The sequence below is a fragment of the Microbulbifer epialgicus genome, assembly GCF_041447265.1.
Taxonomy (GTDB): domain Bacteria; phylum Pseudomonadota; class Gammaproteobacteria; order Pseudomonadales; family Cellvibrionaceae; genus Microbulbifer; species Microbulbifer epialgicus.
The window spans coordinates 136604-158791 of the sequence record NZ_JBGMEK010000004.1 but is presented as its reverse complement, the minus strand read 5'-3'; the positions used below and the strand labels follow the sequence as shown (position 1 = coordinate 158791).

The following is a 22188-nucleotide window of genomic DNA, read 5'->3' as shown; positions in this document are numbered from 1 at the left end:
TCTTAACAAATGTTTACCGCGGTTTGCCCCTGTTTACACTGGCCAGACTTATTATGAAATCACTGTATGTAAACGAGAGGATGGAGCGATGAAGAACTGGAAACTGGCAGTAGGTAGTCTGGCCTTGGCAGGTGTTTTGGCCTTCCCCGCAGCGAGCATGGCATTTGGCGGGAGTGAGGACCACCATAAGCGCGGCTTTGAGCACATGGCCCGTGAACTACAGCTGACTGAGGGGCAGAAAGCCCAGCTAAAAGCCAATCGCGATGGTACCCGTGAGGCGAGTAAAGTTCAGCGTGAACGGCTAAATGAACTGCGTAAGCAGATCCATTCTGCCATCGAATCCGGCGCTGACCAAGCCAACCTGGACCAGCTAGGTGTCGAATTGGGCAGGCTGAAAGTACAGCAGATGCAGAATCACTACCAGATGCGCCAGCAGTTCGAGGCGATCCTCACCGATGAGCAGAAAGCTAAGCTTGAAGAACTGAAGGCAGAACGCAAAGAGCGCCGGATGAAGTGGCGCGAGCAGCGCCGTGAACGTCGATCTTCAGACTCCTGACCCCCCAGCCATAGACTCCTTGTGCGATCCGCCGGGCGTACCCTTCCCAGAGGCCCGGTAGGTTCAATACCCCTTGCCCCCATTTCGGGGGCCTTTTTTGTCCCCTTTTCCCATCTTTCCTGACTCCGCTTGCCGCATCCAGCCATTGCTGGGAGAATACGCCGCCTCGCAAATAGGTATCTAGTGTGGCCCGGTAAGGGCGGAGAGGAATGACTGTGAGCAAAATCGGCTTGTTTTATGGCAGTGACGAAGGTAACACCGAATCCATAGCCCTGCGCATCCGCGCCCGCCTGGGCGAGGAGAGGGTCGACCTGTTTGATATTGCCGATGTCACCCAGCTGGATATCGCCAATTACCAGCAGCTCATTTTCGGTATTCCCACCTGGGACTTCGGTCAGATCCAATCCGACTGGGAGGAGTTCTGGGAGGACGTGCAGGAAATCGATTTCAGCGGCAAGACTGTGGCCCTTTTCGGCTTGGGCGACCAGTTCGGCTACGGCGATTACTTCCTCGATGCTATGGGCATGTTGCACGATGTGATTGTCGGGCGAGGAGCGACCATTGTCGGTTTCTGGTCTACTGAAGGCTATGAATTTGAGGCCTCAAAAGCGGAAATTGAGCGCGAGGGCAAGTTTATGGGCCTCGCTATTGATGAGGACCAACAGGAAGAGTTGACTGGCGAGCGTCTTAACCTCTGGTGCAAACAGATAGCCGACGAGTTTAACCTTGAAGGCGGTGCCGCCAGTGTCGTTGAGCTGGATGACTAAATCTTCATGCCACAGACGATCCCCTTTAAAGAGTTCTGGCCCTGGTTGGCCGAGCATCCCAACTGCATTCTCCGGGCCGGCACTCCAGAGAGCGTCGTTTACGATGATGATGACTACTACTGGCGCTTTGCAGAGGAGGATACCCGCACACTGCTTGTACAAGTGATGCGCGGCAAGCGCCCGGTAGCGGAATTTTTTATCGAGCCCTCACATATTGCTTCTGTACAAGTGGGCCCAGGGGAGAGGGGCGAGTTTAACTTCGACCTGATGACAGAAATCCACGGGCAGATGCAGGTCATTTATTATTTTGTACTGTCACATGGCTTAGACGAGCCAGTGAGTCCCGTCGAGGAGCCCCCCCAGGCTTCAGGGCAGCTTCATTAAAAGGTCGTTTCTTTGTGAAAGCACCAGTTGATAGCTCAACTGGTGCTGGAAAATCTGGGGTGGTATTAGCTTATTACTGGTTTACAGCTGGCTGTTTTTCTACTGACCCAACACCGATGTGCTTATCAAGAAAAGCTAGCAGTTCTGTATAAAGTCTCATATTGTTTTCCTCGCTATAAAACCCGTGCCCTTCATTGGCGACAATAAGGCTTTTTGCAGGCTTCCCTTCTTTTTCAAGTTTTTCTAATAGCTCCTCGGCATGTTCAATGGGGGCTCGTTCATCAAGCCTGCCATGTATGATAAATAAGGGAATATTGAGTTTGTCAGTATTGTGGATTGGGGAGTTTTCCTTAAGGAAGTTCTTATCTTTACTCAGCTCCCTTTTAAGGTAGGCTAGCCCCCTATCGCGACGCTTGATGTCCCCCTTCTTGTACATCATCTCCAGATTATAAACACCCACATAGCCTGCGGCACACTTATACAAGCCTGGGTATCTGATCGGATTCATTAGGGCGGAGTAGCCCCCAAAGCTGGCACCGTAAATACAAACTCTCTCTGGGTCTGCATAGCCTTTTTCTATTGCCCAGTGAACGGCGTCGGCTATGTCCTTTTGAATTTTTCCTCCCCACTCTCGTTCTCCAGCAGTATAAAAGTGGTCGCCGTAGCCTGTTGAACCGCGAAAGTTAACCTGAAGGACTAAGTAGCCATTCTGGGAGAGTATCTGAGCTTTCTGGTTGTATTTCCAATAATCACGAGAATGGGGGCCTCCATGTGGTATGACTACCATTGGGAGTTTCTCTTTTGAGTTTTTAGGAAAGGTTAGATAAGTGCCTATCCGGAATTCATCTTCTGAAATGAAGAAGTCAGCCAGCATGGGGTTTAATTCAAGTGGATCTAACCATTTAGAGGAAGAGGCAATAAAATCAATCTTTTTTGTTTTTATGTCAACTAAAAAGTAATCCCCAGGAAGCCGGTCACCGTAAACCTCCAAGATTCCTTTGGTGCCATCCGAGGTGAAACTGGTAAACCTGACTCTATACCCTTCGAAAGCTTTCTTGATGCCGCGAAAATAAGCTGCAAAGCCATTGCCTTCATCAAAAAAATGTTCGGTAGGGTAGGTAGGGTGTAGGTATACACCTATTGGCTTTTTGTCAGGGCTATAAATAATGCCGTTAATGTCAGTGATTTCATGACTAAATACATTAGTTAGGTTGTTTGTTTCTGGATTGAGTTTTACTAGTTGCTCTGTTTTCTGGGGGCGGTCAATCACAAAGTAAAATTCATTGTTGTCATGGTCTATTCCAACCGGTCTACCCTGGGCTAGAGTTTTATCTTCTATTCTAGTCCAGCCATCCTCTGCTTTCTTGTAGAGCTGATAATTATTGTTTTTATCTGTTCCTGTAGCAAAAGACAGATTACCTCTTCTATCTGTGTAGGCTCTTCCAGAGGCCTGCGGAAGCCCGGCGACTTTTTTCTTTACACCACTGTAAATGTTAATCCTCAGAACTTCTCCCGCAGTTTCCCGATCCCTTACCCAAGGAGTAGTGGATACTAGGATTTCATTCTTTTTGTGAGGAAGGGGGTCTATTATCGTGGCGTGAGCATTTGTTGATTTGGCTTTAGGGATGCGAGTTCCCAGCTGTCTTTCACCTGCTAAGTATCCAAATATATTTTTCCCGCGTTTTCCATCGTAATTGATAGCCCAAAGATTACCATAGGATACTGGGCTTTCTAGGGCACCTCTACGAGACCATATCTCTGCAACAACTCTTTCATCATTTGCCCAGTAGAAATTGCCTACTTCCATATCTCCCCATAAATTCAAAACACCGGTTATGTCAAGTGGGTTGAGTGACATGAAAACAAGTACTCTCTTGCCCTTGTGCAGTCTTTTGACCGCAATGTGAGTGCCAGCAGGTGATATTTTTATTTCTTGGATATTTCTATGGCGTACCAAATCTGAAAGAGGCACTTGAGTACCAAAGGCCTGAGAAGTCCAAAAGAAAACTAAAAATACAATTAACTTGTGCATTAGTACTGTTCCTGTTATTCAGCAAACTAATTATGCGCTACGATGTTAGCTAAAGAAACTAGTCGGGCGGACTCTTGGATCCCGCCCGTAGCTAAAAATACAGGAAGTACAATTTAGTTACTTACTAAGTCCTCACTCTCCCGCTCAGACTTATGCTGATCAAACCAGTACAAAATAGAAGCCACTTTCGCAATCATCTGGCTGGGTCTTGCGGCAATACTGTGAGAGGCGCCTGGAATTCGTACCATTGCAGCTTCCACATCGTTCAACTTCAGTGCCTGGTAAAACTGCTCTGTTTCGGACATCGGTGTGCGGTAGTCCTCCTCTCCGGTAAGCAGCATAGTTGGCGTAGTGACATTGCCCACATAAGTCAGCGGTGAGCGGCGGCGATATTCCTCCGGTTTTTCCCAAGGCATGCCTGAGAACCAGTATTTGGTAAAGAACCTGGAGTAATCTGCAGTTAAAACGAAGCTCTCCCAGTTGATTACCGGTTTGGCAACTACTGCTGCGCGGAATCGGTCAGTTTTGCCGATAATCCAGGCCGTCAGGGTGCCGCCGCCGCTGCCGCCGGTAACGAATAATTGCCCCTCATCAATATAACCCTGGTCGATTACTGCATCGACGCCGGCCATTAAATCGTCATAATCCTGGCTCGGGTAATTGTGATGAATCAGGTTGGCAAATTCATGCCCGTAGCTAGTGGAGCCCCGTGGGTTTGTGTAGAGAACTACATAGCCGGCGGCGGCAAAAAGTTGCACCTCGGCGGCAAACCGGGGGCCATAGTTAGAGAAGGGCCCGCCGTGAATTTCCAACAGCAAGGGATATTTTTTCTTCGGGTCGAAGTTAGGCGGGTAGGCGACCCAGCCCTGTATATCGCGGCCATCAAAACTGGACTTGTAATTGATCTCCTCCACGCGGGCCATATTGCGCAGCGGCATCACATCGTTATTGAGGCTGGTCAGCGCTTTTACTTTGCCATTGTGGGCCAAAGCCAGCTCTGCCGGATGTTGCGGATTGGTTTGCGTGTAAGCAATAGCTCCGCGCTTGGATGCGGCAAAGTTAGTGCCAGAGTAGGGTCGCCCCAGCGATAGACCTCCGGCATCACTGACTACTACAGTGTCACTGCCACCAATTTTTTTAATGGCAATTTTTGTGGAGCCTTGGTCGTCGTAGCTATAGGCGATGCGCTTGCTATCGCCGAGCCAGTAGAAGTTGGAAATACTGCGGTCTTTGGCGGTTTGCACTTTGCGGGACTCGCCGCTGTCGAGGTCAATGATACGCAGGTTGTGCTGCTGGTAGCCGAGCCGTTGATCCTCAAACCCCAGGTAGGCCAGCTTTTTGCCATCGGGTGACATCTGTGGATGATGATCGGGTCCGAACCTTTCGGTGATTTGCTCAATGTTGCCATCCTTGAGATCCACTCTATAGATTTCAGAGTTCATCAACTCGATCTCATGATCGGGGTGGCGGTTTGCGGAAAAGTAAACGGCGTCGTTGTTTTTACTCCAGGCGAGACTGCTGCCGTGATCGAACTCACCGCTGGTGAGCTGGCGCGGCGTACCGCCCTCACGGGGGATCACAAATACCTGGGTGTGCCCCTGCTTGAGATAACCCATGCCGTCCGCACGATAAATGCTATTGTCGATAAACTGGGGTTGTTTTGCCCACTCGGCACCTTCGGGAGCACCGGGTAGTTCAACCGGTAGCGGTTTACTCTCTGGCACAAACATGGTGAACGCAATTTGTTTGCCGTCTCGCGACCACTGGATATTTGAAGGGGATTTGGGCAGGTGGGAGATCTGCAGATTTTGGCCGTTGTCGAGCCACAATAGATGGATCTGCGGGCTGCCGCTACGAGAACTGATAAAGGCGATTGTTTTACCGTCCGGGGATAGGCGCGGTGAATAATCAGAGTAATCCCCTGAGGTCAGTGGGCGGTGGTCCTTGCCATCGGCGCTGATTCGCCACAGGTTTGCCCGTTTGTTATCCGCCATTTTGTTCATGGAGTTGCGGACGTAGTAAATACTCTTTCCGTCGTTACTGAACTGGGGGTCGCTGGCATACTCGAGATTAAATACATCCTCATAGCTAAAGTTGGTGGATTGCTCTTCAGCGAGCGCAGGGCTGGCGATCAATATCGCCGCGGCTATTTTCAATAGTCTGTTCATTATCTGCGGGCTCCTCCTTTTTGTTATCGGGAAGAGCATACCGCAGAGGCAATCGGGTAGGAGGCCGATAAGCCGATCCGTGTATTTAGCGGGACAGTCCGTGTAATTAATAAATTATTATCGTACCGGACTGTAAATACAGCTTAGCAGTTCCCTAAGTACTTCCCGGTAGATATCCTTAAGTATATCCAAATGGTCGGCTTCGACCCTCTCATCAACTTTGTGAATAGTGGCATTGACCGGTCCCAGCTCCACCACCTGCGCTCCTGTCGGGGCGATAAAGCGGCCGTCGGAAGTGCCCCCTGCTGTCGACAATTCCGTTTCTTTCCCGGTGATTTTTTGGATTGCCCGCCCTACAGCGTGCACTAATGGGCCCTCGGTTGTGAGGAAGGGGAGCCCGGACAAATTGAAATTCGCCTCATATTTTAGTTTGTGTTTATCCAGGATTGCGCGGGCACGGGCCTCCAGTTCTTCGGCGGTGGATTCCGTAGAGAAGCGCCAATTACACAGCAGATCCACTTCACCGGGAATCACATTGGTTGCTCCGGTTCCCCCATTGATATTGGAAACCTGGAAGCTGGTGGCAGGAAAAAATTGGTTACCACTATCCCACTCTTCTGCAGCTAGTTCGGCCAGTGCCGGGGCTAGGTTGTGAATTGGGTTTTCCGCCAGGTGTGGATAGGCTACATGCCCCTGTACACCGAAGACTTTTAACTCAAGGCCCAGGGAGCCGCGTCTTCCGTTTTTGATAATGTCGCCGACGCGCTTACTGCTGGAGGGTTCACCGACAATACAGCAGTCAATTTTTTCTCCCTGTTCCTCGAGCCATTCAACGACTTTGACTGTGCCGTTGGTCGCCGGTCCTTCCTCGTCGCTGGTGATCAAAAAGGCGATACGACCACTGTGATCAGGATGCTGATGGATAAACTCCTCGCAGGCCACCACCATTGCGGCGAGGGAGCCCTTCATATCGGCCGCGCCGCGACCATACAAAAATCCATCGCGAATTTGTGGTTCGAAGGGTGGGCTGCTCCAGTTTTCCTCCGGCCCACTCGGCACTACATCGGTGTGGCCAGCGAAGGCGAGCAGAGGGCCTTCCCTTTGCCCATTGCGCACCGCCCAAAAATTATCGGTATCGCCACGGCGCAGCTTTGTCATCTTGAAACCGACTTTTTCCAGTCGCTCAATCATCAGGTCCATGCAGCCCGCATCTTCGGGGGTTACGGAGCGGTGGCGGATGAGGTCAAAGGCCAGTTGCAATGTGGGGGTCACAGAATAATCCTTTTAGTCGATAAGGTGCGCTGTTATCGGAATTTATGCAGGCGAAGAGTGGGCGGGGCCGGGGCCCCGCAGAGTCAGGTTTTAATTGCTGTGCAGGGCTGCATTCAATTCAATAGCACTCTTATTGGTCAGGCATTCAACGGCGCCATTGGTGGAATTTCTACGAAACAGCAGGTTAGATTTTCCGGCCAGATCGCGGGCTTTGATATGCTCGACAAGATTGCCGCTGCCGTCCAGCAGGGCCACTTTGGTCCCGGCAGTGATATAGAGGCCCGCTTCCACGGTGCAACGGTCTCCCAGGGGAATACCGATACCGGCATTGGCTCCCAGCAGGCAGTTGTCGCCCACGGAAATAACTATGTTTCCACCGCCGGAAAGGGTACCCATGGTGGAGCTGCTACCACCCAGATCGGAGCCAGCGCCGACAAATACGCCTGCCGAGATACGGCCCTCGATCATACCTGGGCCCTCGGTGCCCGCATTAAAGTTAACGAAGCCCTCGTGCATGATAGTAGTACCTTCGCCGAGATAGGCGCCGAGACGCACGCGCGCGGTGTGGGCGATGCGCACTCCCGTAGGTACCACGTAGTTGGTCATCTTGGGGAACTTGTCGATGCAGGAAACTTCCAGGTGCTCTCCTTTTAAGCGCGCTTCCAATTGTCGCTGCGGCAGTTCCTCCAGATCGATGGCTCCCTGGTTGGTCCAGGCCACATTGGCTAATTTACCGAAGATGCCATCGAGATTAGTTTCGTGGGGTTTTACCAGGCGGTGAGAGAGTAGATGCAGTTTCAAGTAGGCTTCGGGAAGCGATTGTGGTGCCTGGTCAGTGGAGAGCACTACCGCCGCCAGAGGTCGCTGGGTGATAGTAAATTGTTGTAGGATATCTGCTTGCTCGTTGGCACCCAGCTGACGCAATTTCTTCTCCAGGGGATGCAGTTGGGCTGGGTCCAGAGAAAGGCTGTAATTGCCCTCGCCGATGTTCAGGGTTTCCTTGATTGCAGCGGCTACACCCGTATCGGGCTTAAACAGCGGCCTGGGGTAGTAGACTTCCAGCCATTCCCCCTTATTGTTGCAGGTACCTACGCCAAATCCAATACTGTAAATATCGCTCATACTTTCCTCCTAATTGGATTAGCTAGCGAGTTGGGCGAACTCGGCCTCTTTAAAACCGAAATGGGTGTTGTTGTTGCTGGTGGTTACCGGGCGTTTGATCAGGGTTGGAGTTTTGCTGGCTAGCGCTAGGGCGGTGTCATTATTCATGCCGCTTTTCTGGTCGTCGGTAAGTGCTCGCCAGCTGGTGGAACGGCGGTTTAGCACTTCCTGCCAGCCGAAATTTTCCAGCCAGTCTTTAAGGGGTACATTGTCCATTCCGTCTTCTCGGAAATCGTGAAATTGATAATCAACCCCATTTTTTTCCAGCCATTTACGGGCTTTCTTTACGGTGTCGCAGTTTTTAATTCCGTACAGAGTAATCACAGTTACGCCTTTTTGGTTTTCTTGGGATTTTTGCGGTTGGGATAACAAGTAGTGCAGATTTCGCATACGGTGCCATCACAGCCTCGTGCGGAACAGTATTCCCGGCCGTAGAAAATAATCTGCAAATGTAATTTATTCCACTTTTCCTTGGGAAACAGCCGCTTCAGGTCTTTTTCAGTTTGGGTAACATTTTTTCCGCTAGTGAGTCCCCAGCGCTGGGCTAGTCGGTGAATATGGGTATCCACCGGAAATGCCGGATGTCCAAATGCTTGTGACATTACCACACTGGCGGTTTTATGGCCGACGCCGGGCAGGGTTTCCAGCGCAGCCATATTTTCAGGTACGGCGCTGTGGTATTCATTGACCAGAATTTGTGACAGTTTACTGATGGCCTTGGATTTCTGCGGGGACAGGCCACAGGGGCGGATGACCTCCTGGATTTTTTCCACCTGTACCTGTGCCATGCCTACCGGGTTGTCTGCCAGCAACCAGAGTGCGGGCGTTACCTGGTTGACGCGCTCATCGGTGCACTGTGCCGAAAGCAATACGGCCACCAGTAGTGTGTAAGGGTCTTTGTGGTCAAGGGGAACCGGAGTTTCCGGGTAGAGTTCATCCAGGCGCTGCAGAATAAAATCCACTCGCTCCTGCTTTAGTAAGTTTTTTACTGCCATTCTTTGTTGTGCCTGGGGCTCCGGGATGTATTTTTTGTGTCTGAGTGTTTGTACTAGCTGCAAAAGGTTTTGATGCGCCGAGCGGCTTCCACGCATTCCTCAAGCGTCGCTACCAGGGCCATGCGTACGTATTCACTTCCCGGGTTTAAGCGCTCATTTTCGCGTGCGAGGAAGGCGCCTGGCAAAACGGTAATGTTCTGCTGGCAAAATAGCTCGCGGGCAAAACTCTCTCCATGACCGACGCGCGGCCACAGGTAAAAGCTTGCCTGGGGGTAACCCACTTCGAGGCAACCATCGAGAATATCAAGTACCGCATCAAATTTCTGTCGATAGAGTGTACGGTTTTGTCTTACATGCTCTTCATCCTGCCAGGCTGCGATGGACGCATGCTGGTTTGGCAGAGGCATAGCGCAGCCGTGGTAAGTGCGGTAGAGCAGAAATTTATCCAGTAGCTGCGCGTCACCGGCTACAAATCCCGAGCGGAGGCCGGGCAGGTTTGAGCGTTTGGAAAGGCTGTGAAATACCACACAGCGGCGATAATCGTTGCGGCCGAGATCTTTGCATGCCTGTAGTAATCCGGCGGGTGGTGATGCTGCATTGAAATAGAGTTCTGAGTAGCATTCATCTGAGGCGATAGTGAAATCGTAGCGATCAGCAAGCTGGATCAGTTGCTGTAAATCTGTTACTTCCAACAGCGCGCCAGTCGGGTTTCCCGGTGAGCAGATATACAGCAGTTCGCATTGTTGCCACACTGACTCGTGGATGGAGGTATAGTCGGGTTTGAAGCCGTCGGCCTTCACACAATTGATAAAATATGGCTGAGCACCGGCAAGCAGTGTTGCGCCTTCATAGATCTGGTAAAAGGGGTTAGGCATAAGCACTTTACTGCCCGGTGTCACTATGGCTTGGGCAAAAGCGAATAGTGCCTCGCGGGTACCGTTTACTGGTAGCACCTGAGTTTCCGCACATAGCTGCTTGAGGTGGAAGCGTTTGCGCAGCCATTCTGCGATTGCCACACGCAGTGATACCAGTCCCTTTGTGAGCGGGTAGGAGGAAAGCTTGTCCAGGTGTTGAACCAGCTCACTGCGGACAAAACTAGGTGGAGCATGCTTCGGCTCGCCAATGGAGAGAGCAATATGCGGTTTGTCCGCTGCCTTCAGGCCCTCTTTCAGAGCTTGCAGTTTAGCGAATGGGTAGGGCTGCAACTTGTCCAGGTTGGGGTTCATAGCAGTCTTATCCGCTCCCTCAATAGTTATTATTGCGGCGTGGTGTGGTCGTCCAGTTCCCGGCAGATGGCTTCTTCGAGTGAGCGATTGATCTCGCTGTCACAGAGAGGCCGCCCCTCGGCATCGGTAATATGGAAAATGTCTTCCACTCGCTCACCGAGCGTGGAAATTTTAGCGTTGTGCAGGCGCAGGTCGTGGGCGATAAAAATACGCGCGATGCGCGCCAGCAGGCCGGGCCTGTCGGCACTGGTTATCTCCAGGGTGCTATACAGGTCGCCGGGCTCGGCAGATAGGTGCGCTTGGCTCTCCAGTTCAAACATCTTTAGGCGACGAGGGGTGCGCCGTTGGATCACTTTGGAGTAGTCCTCCACCAGGGCCAGCTCCTCCTGCAAGGTAAGTCGAATTTGCTGTAGTCGCTGCGGTTCGTCAAGTAGAGGTTGGCCGGACTCGTCCAGCACGTAGAAGGTGTCCAGGGTGTAGCCTGAGGCGGAGTTATAAAGGCGGGCGTCATGCACGCTCAGGTTGAGCATATCGAGTCCGGTCACGGCGGCGGCAAAAACATTGGCTCGATCGGGGGTATATACGAATACTTGGGTGGCTCCGTCGTGTTCACCGGGGCCCGAGTTGCGGGTCAGCACCAAGGTGTCGCTTTGCTCCAAGGGGGCATTGCTGTGCAGCTCGTGGATAGCGGCAGTGTGCCAGGTAATGTTGTCGGCACTCTCGCGTACAAAATAGTCCTCGCCCATCTGCGCCCAGATATTAATGACCGAGGCTTCGGGCAGCCCCATTGCCCGTAGCTTTTCAAGGGCAAGACTGCGGGTTTCCTCGATAATTTCCTCCCTGTCTATGGGGTTCTCCAGGCCGCGGCGCAGGGCATGCTGGGTGGCTTGGTAGAGTTGGCGCATCAGGCTGGCGCGCCAGCTGTTCCACAGCTCTGGATTGGTGGCATTAATATCGGCCACCGTGAGGGCGTAAAGGTAGTCAAGGTGCTCGCGGTCACCGACTTCGCGGGCGAAAGCGTGCACTACTTCGGGGTCGCTGATGTCCTGCTTCTGGGATACCTGGCTCATCAATAAGTGTTTTTCCACCAGCCAGCAAACCAGTCGTCGGTCGCGGGCGGGCAGTCGATGTCTTTGGCAGAACTCAGCCGCATCCACCACCCCCAATTTGGAGTGGTCGCCGCCGCGGCCCTTGGCGATATCGTGGTAGAGACCGGCGATATACAGCAGCTCTGGCTGGCGCATGCGCCCGAGGACGTCCGCGGCGAGGGGAAACTTCTCCCGCGCCTCTGGGCTGCGAAAGCCGCGCATGTTGCGCACTACCTGCAAGGTGTGGGCGTCCACGGTGTAGATGTGGAACAGGTCGTGCTGCATCTGGCCGGTAACCCGGCCGAACTCCGGCAGGTAGCGGCCGAGAATACCGTAGCGGGTCATGCGCGATAACTGGGTGGAGAGCCCGCGCGGGGAGCGTAGCAGCTGCATAAACAGCTCGCTGTTGGCAGAATTCGCGCGGAAGTCCTCATCGATCAAGTGGCGCTGTTCGCGTATCAGGCGAATGGTGGAGGCACGCACTCGGGCGATTTTCGGATTCCTCGCCATCAATACAAAGATTTCCAGCAGAGCAGAGGGGTGCTTGGTAAAAACCTGGGAGTGAACAACTTCAATCGCACCGCCACGCAGATGGAAGCGTTTGTTGATAGGGGTGATGGACCCTTTTCCGCTGGACCGGAGAATTGCCTCGCCGAGGAATTGAAGCAGTACGTCATTGAGCTCGCGCAGGGCCATAACCGTACGGTAGTAGTTATGCATGAACTGCTCGACGGCCAGGTGGGTGTCGCTATCTTCGTAGCCAAACTGCTTGGCTAGCTCCCTCTGGTAGTCGAATAGTAGGCGCTCCTCGGCACGCCCGGCGAGTAAGTGCAAGCCGTAGCGCACCCGCCACAGGAAGCTCTCACCGGATTGGAGGATGGCAAACTCCTCCTCGGTGAAAAAAGCCTTGCCTTGTAGCTGCTTTAGAGTGCGTACTTTAAAAAAGTACTTGGCGACCCAGGCGATAGTTTGGATATCGCGCAACCCGCCGGGGGAGTTTTTGATATTGGGCTCGAGAATATACTCCGCCGCCTGTTGGCGGTTGTGGCGTTCCTCCTGCTCAGTAATTTTTGCGTGAAAAAACGCTTCTGTCGTCCACAGCTTGTCCCGCTCCATACGGGCAACCAATTGCTCTCCGGGTGCGGTATCCCCCACTACTGTGCGGGATTCGGTGAGGTTGGTGACTACGGTAATATCCCGCGCGGCCAATTCTAGGCAGTCTTCGACACTGCGCACTGAGTGACCGATATCCAGGCCAAGGTCCCAGAGAAAGGCGACAAACCGCTCAATGTTTTCGATGGTCTCCGTGCTGGCACTTTCATCTGTGAGAATTAGCAAGTCAATGTCTGAGTGAGGGTGGAGTTCGCTGCGGCCGTAACCGCCGACTGCGAGCAGCCCCGTACCTGGCAGCCATTTATATTGGTGCCAGGCATAATGCAGTAGGCAATCCACAAACAGAGCCCGCTCGTGCACCAGTGTGCCCACATCCTCCCCCTCGCGAAACCGCTCGGCCATCTGGTATTCGGCTGCGCCTACGGCATCTTTGAAAATCTGCAGGGGAGGTTTTTTATTGTCCGCAAGGGCCTGGCGAAACCGGTTCTGGTCAAAGAAAAACAGAGGGCGTTCAAAGTAGGGGGTGTTGGCCAGTTGCATGGGTGGGGTCCGTTTGACTGTGACCCGCCGCGCAGGCGGCAGGCCACTGCATTTTTACTTTGAGTCGGGCGGGGGGCGAGGGGTTAAAACTGCTCCTCACTACGCGCGGTCAGTACTTCAACTCCATCGCTGGTGACGGCCATGGTGTGCTCCCACTGTGCCGATAGTCGGCGATCTTTGGTGATTGCAGTCCAGCCGTCGCCGAGAACGCGAGTGGCGGCTTTGCCGGCGTTGATCATCGGCTCAATGGTAAAGGTCATGCCCTCCTGCAGCACTTCGCCGGTTCCAGGCTGGCCGTAGTGCAGAATTTGAGGCTCCTCATGGAATACATCGCCGATACCGTGACCACAGAAGTCGCGCACTACGGTGTAGTAGTTTTTCTCGGCATGTTGCTGAATCACGTGGCCAATATCGCCGAGGGTAGTGCCGGGGCGCACAATCTCAATAGCTTTGTACATGCACTCCTGAGTTACCCGCACCAGTCGCTCGGCGTGTGCGGCAGGCTTGCCAACAAAGAACATCTTGCTGGTATCTCCAAACCAGCCGTCCTTGATCACGGTGACATCAATATTAATAATATCGCCTTTTTTCAGCACTTTACTCTCGGAGGGTATGCCATGGCAGACCACTTCATTGACAGATGTGCAGATGGATTTTGGGAAACCGCGGTAGCCGAGGCATGCGGGAATGGCCTTTTGCACGTTAACAATGTGCTCGTGGCAGCGCCGGTCGAGTTCTTCCGTAGTGACACCGGGAACGACATGCTCGCCAATCATCTCCAGGACCTCTGCGGCGAGGCGGCCTGCGATACGCATCTTGGCAATCTGTTCCGGGGTCTTAATGGCTGAAGTCATGCGTGTCCTTAAGTCAGTAGTTGAAGGCGGGCTGCGCCCACCGCGGCGCGATATTGTAGCGGATTGCCGGCGGCTGGGCATAGTTCGCCGGCACGGGGTGTTGCGCGCTTCGGACACGGCCCCTGTACGCGCCAAATTTTCGACTGTCCTTCACTCGGGTGCGGGATTGTGGTATAAAGCGCGCCGCTCCGGGATGCTCCCGGGGTAAAAATGCCGCACACGCATCGACACATGTGTCTGGGTGCCTCGGAAGGGGTTGACGCATGGGATGTGTGGAGGATTAACCCGTATATTTAGAGGTTTATTATGCCGCAAGTAAGCATGCGCGATATGCTGCAGGCTGGTGTTCACTTTGGCCACCAGACTCGCTACTGGAACCCGAAGATGGGTCAATACATCTTTGGTGCCCGCAACAAAATTCATATCATCAACCTGGAGCACACTGTACCGGCTTTCAACGAAGCTCTGCAGGTGATCAAGGGGATGGCCGCTCAAAAGAAAAAGATTCTGTTCGTTGGCACCAAGCGCGCCGCACAGAAATCTATCAAAGAGCAGGCTGAGCGCTGTGGCCAGCCATATGTCAGCAACCGCTGGCTGGGTGGTATGCTCACCAACTACAAAACCATCCGCGCTTCCATCAAGCGTTTCCGCGATCTGGAAGTTCAGTCCCAGGACGGCACTTTCGAGAAGCTGACCAAGAAAGAAGCCCTGATGCGTACTCGCACCATGGATAAGCTCGAGCGCTCCATCGGTGGTATCAAGGATATGGGCGGCCTGCCCGATGCGATCTTCGTAATCGATGTTGAGCACGAGCGCATTGCTATCCAGGAAGCCAACAAACTCGGCATTCCGGTAATTGGTGTTGTTGATACCAACAGCGACCCGATTGGTGTTGACTATGTGATCCCCGGTAACGACGACGCTATTCGCGCGATCAAACTGTACACTACTGTTGTAGCCGATGCGGTTCTCGCCGGTGCAGCTGAAGCTGGCAGCGCAGTGAATAAAGACGAGTACGTCGAAGCTAGCGATGACGAAGCTGCTGCAGAGTAATTTGCAGGGCGAAGTGGTGTAACCCAATAGCGTTACATTGCGAACTCAAAAAGGGGCCCAAATTACGGCCCCTTTTTTCTAATTTTTAGTGATAGAACCCCGAGGAAAGAATCATGGCGATTACCGCGTCTATGGTAAAAGAACTGCGCGAGCGCACCGGCCTGCCAATGATGGAGTGTAAGAAAGCACTCACCGCAGCGGATGGCGATATTGAGAAAGCGATCGAAGATCTGCGCAAAGCCTCCGGCCTGAAGGCTGCCAAGAAAGCTGGCCGTACCGCTGCCGACGGTGTTGTTGCCGCTAAAGTTGCTGAAGATGGTAGCTTCGGAGTACTGGTTGAAGTGAATTCTGAGACTGACTTCGTTGCCCGTGACGATAATTTCCAAGCATTTGTTGCCAAGGTTGTGGATAAGGCATTTGCTGAGCGCCAGCAAGATGTTGCTGCCCTGATGGAAGGTGAGCTGGAAGCCGCTCGTGAAGCCCTGGTTCAGAAGATTGGTGAGAATATCGGCGTTCGTCGTATCGAACTGGTTGAGGCTCCAGTTGTGGGTGCCTATGTGCACTCCAACAACCGTATTGCCGCGATGGTAGCCCTGAGCGGCGGTGATGTTGAGCTGGCGAAAGATGTTGCTATGCATGTTACCGCGGTAAATCCTCAGGTAAACAAGCCTGAAGATATGCCTGCTGATGTCCTGGAAAAAGAAAAAGACATCATCAAAGCTCAGCCTGATATGGAAGGCAAACCGGCCGAAATCGTCGAGAAAATGATGGGTGGTCGCATCAAGAAGTTCCTGAAAGAGAACAGCCTGGTAGAGCAGCCGTTTGTTAAGAACCCGGACGTGAGCATTGGCAAGCTGGTTAAAGATGCCGGTGCCGACGTAGCTTCTTTCATTCGTTTTGAAGTGGGCGAAGGTATCGAGAAAGAAGAGGTTGATTTCGCAGCGGAAGTTGCCGCTCAGGTTAAGTCCTCTTCCTAATCGAAAATCACGGGTACCTATTAGTGCTCGTAGTGCTCGTTCACAGTGGGGTGCTTCTGCCGGGTTCTCAGTTGATCCCGGTGGAGCACCCCTCTGTGTAAATGACTGAAATTGTTGTAATGTTCGGCGGCAATATACTTGGCCACTAAACAGGTACATTTGAGAGGACCGAAGCATGCCCGGTATTAAGGACCGCAAATATAAAAGAATTCTGCTGAAGCTCAGCGGTGAAGAGCTGATGGGGGATCAGGGTTTTGGTATCAGCCCCAAGGTGCTGGACAAGATGGCTCTGGAAATTGGTCAGCTTGTGGGTATCGGTGTCCAGGTGGGCTTGGTTGTGGGCGGAGGCAACCTGTTTCGCGGTGCGGCCTTGAGCGCTGCGGGCCTCGATAGGGTAACCGGTGATCATATGGGGATGCTGGCCACGGTAATGAATGCCCTGGCCCTGCGCGACGCTCTGGAGAGGTCCAATATCTCCTCGCGGGTGATGTCCTCAATCCAGATGAGCGGTATCGTAGACCACTATGACCGCCGTGCGGCAATTCGCTATCTGGAGCGGGGTGAGGTGCTGATTTTTGCTGCGGGAACTGGCAACCCGTTTTTTACTACAGACTCTGCGGCCTGTTTGCGCGGGATTGAAATTGAAGCTGAGCTGGTATTGAAGGCCACAAAAGTGGATGGTGTTTACTCGGCTGACCCAGTATTGGACCCGAGTGCGACCCGCTATGACCAGCTCACCTACGACGAGGTTTTGGATAAGAAGCTGGGTGTAATGGACTTAACCGCAATCTGCCTCTGCCGGGAGCACAACATGCCCGTGCGGGTGTTCCGCATGGATAAGACCGGGGCGCTGCTCAATATTGTCGTGGGCGGTGAGGAAGGCACGCTAATCGAAGAGGAAGTGAAATCGTGATTGAAGATATCAAAAAAGACGCTAAGACCCGCATGGGCAAGGCGCTCGACGCACTGGCTGGTAATTTTAATAAAATCCGTACCGGTCGCGCGCACCCGAGTATTCTCGACGGTATCCAGGTTTCCTATTACGGCTCTGATACCCCTTTGTCACAGGTGGCCAACGTTACTGTAGAAGATGCGCGGACTTTATCGGTAACTCCCTGGGAGAAGAATCTGGTTCCGGATATCGAGAAGGCAATCATGAAGTCCGACCTGGGTCTGAACCCCAGCACTGCGGGTGCGGTTATTCGCATTCCGATGCCGATGCTGACCGAAGAGACTCGAAAAAACTTTATTCGTCAGGCTCGCGGCGAGGCTGAGACTGCGCGTGTATCTATCCGCAATATTCGTCGTGACTCTTTGGCCGAAGTGAAGTCTCTGGTAAAGGACAAAGAAATCTCCGAGGATGATGAACGCCGCGCTGGCGATGAGATCCAGAAGATTACGGATCAGTTTGTTGCGGATGTCGATAAATCGCTCGCAGCTAAAGAAAAAGATCTGATGGAAATTTAATGATCACCGGTGGTACCGAGCTGAGTAGTCCCAGGCACATCGCCATAATTATGGATGGCAATGGTCGCTGGGCCGCTCGCAAGGGGCTCTCCCCTTCTGCAGGCCATAAAGCCGGGGTTGAGCGAATACGCGACCTCCTTTCTGCATGCAGAAGTCGTGGGGTTGAAGTCCTGACACTGTTTGCCTTCTCCAGTGAGAACTGGCAGCGGCCGCCCAAAGAAGTGGAGCTTTTAATGAGTTTGTTCCACTCCTACCTGCGCAAAGAGGCTCGTCGTATGTGCGACGAAGGCGTGCGCCTACGAGTAATTGGGCGTCGTGATCGTTTTTCACCCCGATTGCAACGTGCAATCGCAGAAGCAGAAGAGATTACCCGGTTGGGTCAGCAGGGCGACTTAGTTATTGCTGCGGATTACGGTGGGCGCTGGGATATCACTCAGGCGGCGCGCCAGCTTGCCGAGCAGGTAGTCAATGGCGAACGCTCAATTGACTCTATCGATGAAGAATCACTCGATAGCCATATTCAGCTCGCTGATTTGCCGCCGGTAGATCTGCTGATAAGATCCAGCGGTGAGCAACGTATTAGTAATTTTATTCTATGGCAGGCCGCCTACAGTGAGCTCTTTTTTACAGATACACTGTGGCCTGATTTTGATGAGGCTGCACTTGATGTAGCTATTGCAGCATTTCAGCAGCGGGATCGCCGCTTTGGCGGCCGAGCTGCTGGGGGTGACGCGGCTGCGCAGGCCTGAATGATATCGGGCCAAATGCGCGGCCATTTTTTTGCCTGCGCAAAGTTTTTGGGAATACTACACCAGGGTGTTTCAGTCTACTCAGTGAGGGCGGGCTGGGGTGCGGGTCCAGATGAAAGGGGTTTTCGGTGCTAAAACAAAGAATAATTACTGCGCTGGTATTGCTGGTACTGTTTGCTGGTGTGCTATTTTTCCTCCCGATTCAGTGGTACACACTGGCTTTTGTCGCTGTGGTACTGCTGGGCGGTTGGGAGTGGGCGAATCTCTCTAATCTCAATCGCGCCCTGCGTTTTGTTTTTCTCGCATTACTGGGTGGCACCCTTGTGGCGACAGCCCAGTATGTATTTTCCATGGATTTCGGTTCGCCAGATATAGATCGTGCACGACAAATACTAGCGGTTGCCTGTGGTTGGTGGGCGCTCGCCTTCCTCTGGGTGCAGAGCTATCCTGCCAGTGCCATGCTTTGGGGAAATCGCTGGGTGCGGGGTGTAGTAGGTTTGCTCGTATTAGTACCCAGCTGGCTGTCCTTGGTAATTTTGCGCGGGCTCGATCACGGCGCATGGTTGGTGCTTTATGTGGTAGCCATTGTGGTGGCCGCGGATGTGGGTGCTTATTTCGTTGGGCGTAAATATGGCAAGCGTAAACTTGCCCGTGAGGTGAGCCCTGGGAAGTCATGGGAGGGCTTTTTTGGAGGCTTGGGAGCCTGCTTTATCCTCGCACTGGCAACTTCTTTCCTGTTTGAGTTGCCTCTTAAAAATACCATACTCTTTACTTTTGGTGTCCTGGTTACTGCCCTTGCCTCAGTTATCGGTGATCTGCTGGAGAGCATGTTCAAGCGACACAGGGGAGTGAAGGATAGTAGTCATATTCTGCCGGGCCACGGAGGGGTTATGGATAGGCTCGATAGTCTGTCAGCGGCTCTGCCGGTGTTCACCATGGCTGCGCTCGCCAGTGAGCTGCCCAAGTACCTGTAACTTGCCCTATTTGATAAATATTCCGGTGCTACCTCGTTACTCCAGCCGTTATAGAGCGGCAGTGAGGTGGTGGCACTATAGGTTTCCCCTGGTATAACGAGCACCTATGCAAGGTAATTCTCCGCAAGCTGTAACAGTTCTCGGCTCCACCGGCTCAATTGGTGTCAGCACACTCGATGTGCTTGCTCGCCATCCCCAGAAGTACACTGTTTTCGCGCTGACCGCCAATGAGCGTGTTGCTGAGTTGGCCCAGCAGTGCCGCAGGTTCAATCCCCGCTATGCTGTCGTCGCCAGTGAGGCGGGGGCGAAGGAGCTGCGCGAGTTGCTAGCGGGAGAAGTGTCCACTGAAATCTTGCAGGGCGTCGAGGGGCTTTGTCATGTGGCCTCAACCGACGAGGTGGGTGCTGTGATGGCGGCCATTGTCGGAGCGGCCGGTTTGCGGCCAACACTAGCAGCAGTGGAGGCGGGTAAGAAGATACTGCTCGCCAACAAGGAGGCATTGGTGATGGCTGGCCCGCTATTTCTTCGGGCTCTCCGTGTTAGCGGAGCGCAACTATTGCCTATCGACAGTGAGCACAATGCCATCTTCCAATGCCTGCCTTATCCTTGCGGGGGCTTGGAAGAGGTGGGTGTGGAGAGGATCTTGCTCACTGGCTCTGGAGGCCCTTTTCGCACGCGCGAAACCGGGGATCTGCACAAGGTGACTCCCGATGAGGCTTGTGCGCACCCCAACTGGTCCATGGGGAGAAAGATCTCTGTGGACTCAGCCACCATGATGAACAAGGGGCTCGAGTTTATCGAGGCCTGCTACCTGTTCAACGCGCGCCCCGAGCAAATTGAGGTGGTGGTGCACCCGCAAAGTATTATTCACTCTATGGTTCAGTACCGGGATGGCTCCTTACTGGCGCAGATGGGCAACCCCGACATGCGCACTCCAATTGCACATGCACTGGCGTTTCCTTCACGCATTGATGCCGGCGTGCCCGCTTTGGATTTGATCGCCCAGGGTAGGCTCGATTTTGAGGCCCCTGACCACCAGCGCTTCCCTTGCCTGCGCTTGGCTCGCGAAGCAATTGATGTGGGGGGCAGTGCGCCAACTGTATTGAATGCGGCAAATGAAATCGCCGTCGAGGCGTTTTTACAGGGGCGGCTTGCGTTTACTAGTATTGCAGCTGCGATAGAAAAAGTAATGAATAGTGCCCCAACCGTTGAACTGACAGGGCTGGAGGCAGTCGAAGCCATTGATCTCAATGCGCGAGAGCTGGCCCAGCAGGCTGTTGGGGCCCTTTAGTCATTCAGCTCGGCGTATAATGCCGAGGTTTGCGCATGAAAAGAGACTGTAACTGAGTATGGACCTGATTCAGACGGTAATCTGGGCCTTGGTAGCCCTCGGAGTACTGGTATCCTTCCACGAGTTTGGACACTTCCTCGTAGCACGTCTCTGTGGAGTCAAGGTGCTGCGTTTTTCTGTGGGTTTTGGGCGCCGGCTTATATCCCGTTATGATCGCCACGGCACCGAATTTACCATTTCGGCCATCCCTCTTGGCGGTTACGTCAAAATGCTCGATGAGCGCGAAGGGGAGGTCGCTGATAGCGAGCTGGGTCAGGCGTTCAACCGTAAAAGTGTTTGGGCACGCATTGCGATTGCTGCGGCCGGCCCGGTAGCCAACTTCCTGCTGGCGATTGTGCTGTTCTGGGTGGTATTCATGGGGGGCACAGCGGGGCCGGTGCCCATCGTAGATGCCGTGAAACCGGGTAGCATCGCCGAAGCGGCTGGGCTTGAGTCCGGCCAGGAAATTATCGCTGTAGATGGGGAATCTACCCCGACTTGGCAGGCCCTGAACTGGCGCCTGGCTAACCGGCTTGGCGAAAGTGGCACTATTGAGTTTTCTGTGCGCTACCCGAATTCCAATCTTGAATACCATATGGCTGCGGATATCAACCGCTGGCTGTCGGGTCAGGAAGTACCCGACCCCCTGGGTGAGATTGGGTTGGAACTCTGGACGCCACCTGCAAGCATGAAACTCTATCATGTGGCAGAGGGCAGTGCGGCAGGCGCTGCGGGTCTGCGCGCGGGTGACACTATCACTGGAACAGATGGGCGGGTTTTTTCCGGATGGAAGGAATGGAGCGAGTATGTTCGTGCCCGCGCTGGTGTGCCTTTAGAAGTGGAGGTAGAGCGTCAGGGGCAGCATTTGACAATTCCGGTCACTCCAGCCGAAGTGACGCTTGATAGCGGTGAGCGAGTTGGACAGATTGGTGTGCGGCCTGTCTCAGAGTCCTGGCCAGATGATCGGGTGCGGGTTTTCCACTACGGGGTTGTGGGTGCACTTTCCAAAGGGTTACAGGAGACCTGGGATAAGACCCTGTTCACCCTGAATAGCTTGAAGAAATTGATATTTGGTCAACTTTCAACCAAAAACTTGAGTGGACCAATCACCATTGCTAAAGTGGCGGGTACTTCCGCAGAGGCGGGATGGCAGTCTTTCCTGTCACTTCTTGCGCTGCTCAGTATCAGTCTCGGTGTACTCAATCTGCTACCCATTCCGGTACTCGATGGCGGCCATCTTCTCTACTACGGTATTGAAGCGATCAAAGGATCCCCTGTGTCAGAGAGGGTTCAGGTGATCGGGTTGCAGGTAGGTATGGCTCTGGTGCTCTGTATTATGGGGCTGGCCTTATATAACGATATTTTGCGCTTGTAATTTGATTAAGAATTCCAGTTCTACGGAGTGTGAACGGGAAGTTGTGCTGGGGTAAGTGGCACTCAATAAGGTGCTGTAATTCCTAGATTACGGGTAAAGAGACCTGG

At 53.2% G+C, this 22188-nt stretch carries 20 protein-coding genes; 11 read left to right on the top strand and 9 right to left on the bottom strand.

What is annotated here, in order from left to right; translation table 11 throughout:
• Positions 1 to 88: 88 nt before the first annotated feature.
• The 3 genes from ACCI49_RS03745 (at position 89) to ACCI49_RS03735 (ending at position 1707) form a co-directional block, all read left to right on the top strand.
• The gene (locus ACCI49_RS03745) at positions 89 to 556 is read left to right on the top strand and encodes a Spy/CpxP family protein refolding chaperone (protein ID WP_371837636.1); all 468 of its coding nucleotides are present in this window, start codon (positions 89 to 91) and stop codon (positions 554 to 556) included.
• Between the two features lie 215 nt (positions 557 to 771).
• On the top strand, positions 772 to 1323 hold the full coding sequence (locus ACCI49_RS03740; protein WP_371837662.1) for a flavodoxin: 552 nt from the start codon (positions 772 to 774) through the stop codon (positions 1321 to 1323).
• Positions 1324 to 1329: 6 nt separating this feature from the next.
• Complete coding sequence (locus ACCI49_RS03735; protein WP_371837635.1) at positions 1330 to 1707, top strand: hypothetical protein; 378 nt, start codon at positions 1330 to 1332, stop codon at positions 1705 to 1707.
• 73 nt (positions 1708 to 1780) lie between these two features.
• On the opposite strand, the gene ACCI49_RS03730 is transcribed toward ACCI49_RS03735, so the two are convergent.
• From ACCI49_RS03730 to map, 9 genes are all read right to left on the bottom strand, one after another.
• Entirely contained in the window at positions 1781 to 3739 is a 1959-nt protein-coding gene (locus ACCI49_RS03730; RefSeq protein ID WP_371837634.1) for an alpha/beta hydrolase family protein, read from the bottom strand.
• Positions 3740 to 3852: 113 nt separating this feature from the next.
• Entirely contained in the window at positions 3853 to 5907 is a 2055-nt protein-coding gene (locus ACCI49_RS03725) for a S9 family peptidase (protein ID WP_371837633.1), read from the bottom strand.
• 117 nt (positions 5908 to 6024) lie between these two features.
• Positions 6025 to 7179 carry a succinyl-diaminopimelate desuccinylase gene (dapE, locus tag ACCI49_RS03720; RefSeq protein WP_371837632.1) on the bottom strand — a complete coding sequence of 385 codons (1155 nt, stop codon included), beginning with the start codon at positions 7177 to 7179 and terminating at the stop codon, positions 6025 to 6027.
• 90 nt (positions 7180 to 7269) lie between these two features.
• The gene (dapD, locus tag ACCI49_RS03715; protein ID WP_371837631.1) at positions 7270 to 8301 is read right to left on the bottom strand and encodes a 2,3,4,5-tetrahydropyridine-2,6-dicarboxylate N-succinyltransferase; all 1032 of its coding nucleotides are present in this window, start codon (positions 8299 to 8301) and stop codon (positions 7270 to 7272) included.
• Positions 8302 to 8319: 18 nt separating this feature from the next.
• A complete protein-coding gene (locus ACCI49_RS03710) occupies positions 8320 to 8664 on the bottom strand; it encodes an ArsC family reductase (RefSeq protein ID WP_371837630.1) in 345 nt (114 codons plus the stop codon).
• Positions 8665 to 8666: 2 nt separating this feature from the next.
• Complete coding sequence (gene nth / locus ACCI49_RS03705) at positions 8667 to 9335, bottom strand: endonuclease III (RefSeq protein WP_371837629.1); 669 nt, start codon at positions 9333 to 9335, stop codon at positions 8667 to 8669.
• Between the two features lie 53 nt (positions 9336 to 9388).
• A complete protein-coding gene (dapC, locus tag ACCI49_RS03700) occupies positions 9389 to 10561 on the bottom strand; it encodes a succinyldiaminopimelate transaminase (RefSeq protein ID WP_371837628.1) in 1173 nt (390 codons plus the stop codon).
• Positions 10562 to 10590: 29 nt separating this feature from the next.
• Positions 10591 to 13302 carry a [protein-PII] uridylyltransferase gene (locus tag ACCI49_RS03695; RefSeq protein ID WP_371837627.1) on the bottom strand — a complete coding sequence of 904 codons (2712 nt, stop codon included), beginning with the start codon at positions 13300 to 13302 and terminating at the stop codon, positions 10591 to 10593.
• A gap of 83 nt (positions 13303 to 13385) precedes the next feature.
• Entirely contained in the window at positions 13386 to 14156 is a 771-nt protein-coding gene (gene map, locus ACCI49_RS03690; RefSeq protein WP_371837626.1) for a type I methionyl aminopeptidase, read from the bottom strand.
• Positions 14157 to 14462: 306 nt separating this feature from the next.
• On the opposite strand from map, the gene rpsB reads away from it, so the two are divergent.
• From rpsB to rseP, 8 genes are all read left to right on the top strand, one after another.
• The gene (gene rpsB / locus ACCI49_RS03685; protein WP_371837625.1) at positions 14463 to 15209 is read left to right on the top strand and encodes a 30S ribosomal protein S2; all 747 of its coding nucleotides are present in this window, start codon (positions 14463 to 14465) and stop codon (positions 15207 to 15209) included.
• Positions 15210 to 15322: 113 nt separating this feature from the next.
• Positions 15323 to 16186, top strand: coding sequence for a translation elongation factor Ts (gene tsf / locus ACCI49_RS03680; RefSeq protein ID WP_371837624.1), 864 nt, complete (start codon positions 15323 to 15325; stop codon positions 16184 to 16186).
• A 175-nt stretch (positions 16187 to 16361) separates the two neighbouring features.
• Positions 16362 to 17099, top strand: a complete 738-nt coding sequence (gene pyrH, locus ACCI49_RS03675; RefSeq protein WP_371837623.1) for a UMP kinase — start codon at positions 16362 to 16364, stop codon at positions 17097 to 17099.
• Positions 17096 to 17653 carry a ribosome recycling factor gene (gene frr / locus ACCI49_RS03670; protein WP_371837622.1) on the top strand — a complete coding sequence of 186 codons (558 nt, stop codon included), beginning with the start codon at positions 17096 to 17098 and terminating at the stop codon, positions 17651 to 17653. Before pyrH ends, frr begins: the two co-directional genes overlap by 4 nt.
• Entirely contained in the window at positions 17653 to 18402 is a 750-nt protein-coding gene (gene uppS / locus ACCI49_RS03665; RefSeq protein ID WP_371837621.1) for a polyprenyl diphosphate synthase, read from the top strand. The genes frr and uppS overlap by 1 nt, the downstream gene beginning before the upstream one ends.
• A 128-nt stretch (positions 18403 to 18530) precedes the next feature.
• Complete coding sequence (locus ACCI49_RS03660; RefSeq protein WP_371837620.1) at positions 18531 to 19376, top strand: phosphatidate cytidylyltransferase; 846 nt, start codon at positions 18531 to 18533, stop codon at positions 19374 to 19376.
• A gap of 106 nt (positions 19377 to 19482) precedes the next feature.
• Positions 19483 to 20667, top strand: a complete 1185-nt coding sequence (gene ispC, locus ACCI49_RS03655) for a 1-deoxy-D-xylulose-5-phosphate reductoisomerase (RefSeq protein WP_371837619.1) — start codon at positions 19483 to 19485, stop codon at positions 20665 to 20667.
• Between the two features lie 58 nt (positions 20668 to 20725).
• The gene (gene rseP, locus ACCI49_RS03650; RefSeq protein WP_371837618.1) at positions 20726 to 22081 is read left to right on the top strand and encodes an RIP metalloprotease RseP; all 1356 of its coding nucleotides are present in this window, start codon (positions 20726 to 20728) and stop codon (positions 22079 to 22081) included.
• Positions 22082 to 22188 lie beyond the last annotated feature (107 nt).

Coding starts and splice junctions, on each gene's coding strand:
- ACCI49_RS03745 (WP_371837636.1), top strand. CDS start 89: ATGAAGAACTGGAAACTGGCAGTAGGTAGTCTGGCCTTGGCAGGTGTT.
- ACCI49_RS03735 (WP_371837635.1), top strand. CDS start 1,330: ATGCCACAGACGATCCCCTTTAAAGAGTTCTGGCCCTGGTTGGCCGAG.
- ACCI49_RS03730 (WP_371837634.1), bottom strand. CDS start 3,739: ATGCACAAGTTAATTGTATTTTTAGTTTTCTTTTGGACTTCTCAGGCC.
- ACCI49_RS03725 (WP_371837633.1), bottom strand. CDS start 5,907: ATGAACAGACTATTGAAAATAGCCGCGGCGATATTGATCGCCAGCCCT.
- dapD (WP_371837631.1), bottom strand. CDS start 8,301: ATGAGCGATATTTACAGTATTGGATTTGGCGTAGGTACCTGCAACAAT.
- nth (WP_371837629.1), bottom strand. CDS start 9,335: ATGGCAGTAAAAAACTTACTAAAGCAGGAGCGAGTGGATTTTATTCTG.
- dapC (WP_371837628.1), bottom strand. CDS start 10,561: ATGAACCCCAACCTGGACAAGTTGCAGCCCTACCCATTCGCTAAACTG.
- ACCI49_RS03695 (WP_371837627.1), bottom strand. CDS start 13,302: ATGCAACTGGCCAACACCCCCTACTTTGAACGCCCTCTGTTTTTCTTT.
- map (WP_371837626.1), bottom strand. CDS start 14,156: ATGACTTCAGCCATTAAGACCCCGGAACAGATTGCCAAGATGCGTATC.
- rpsB (WP_371837625.1), top strand. CDS start 14,463: ATGCCGCAAGTAAGCATGCGCGATATGCTGCAGGCTGGTGTTCACTTT.
- tsf (WP_371837624.1), top strand. CDS start 15,323: ATGGCGATTACCGCGTCTATGGTAAAAGAACTGCGCGAGCGCACCGGC.
- pyrH (WP_371837623.1), top strand. CDS start 16,362: ATGCCCGGTATTAAGGACCGCAAATATAAAAGAATTCTGCTGAAGCTC.
- uppS (WP_371837621.1), top strand. CDS start 17,653: ATGATCACCGGTGGTACCGAGCTGAGTAGTCCCAGGCACATCGCCATA.
- ispC (WP_371837619.1), top strand. CDS start 19,483: ATGCAAGGTAATTCTCCGCAAGCTGTAACAGTTCTCGGCTCCACCGGC.
- rseP (WP_371837618.1), top strand. CDS start 20,726: ATGGACCTGATTCAGACGGTAATCTGGGCCTTGGTAGCCCTCGGAGTA.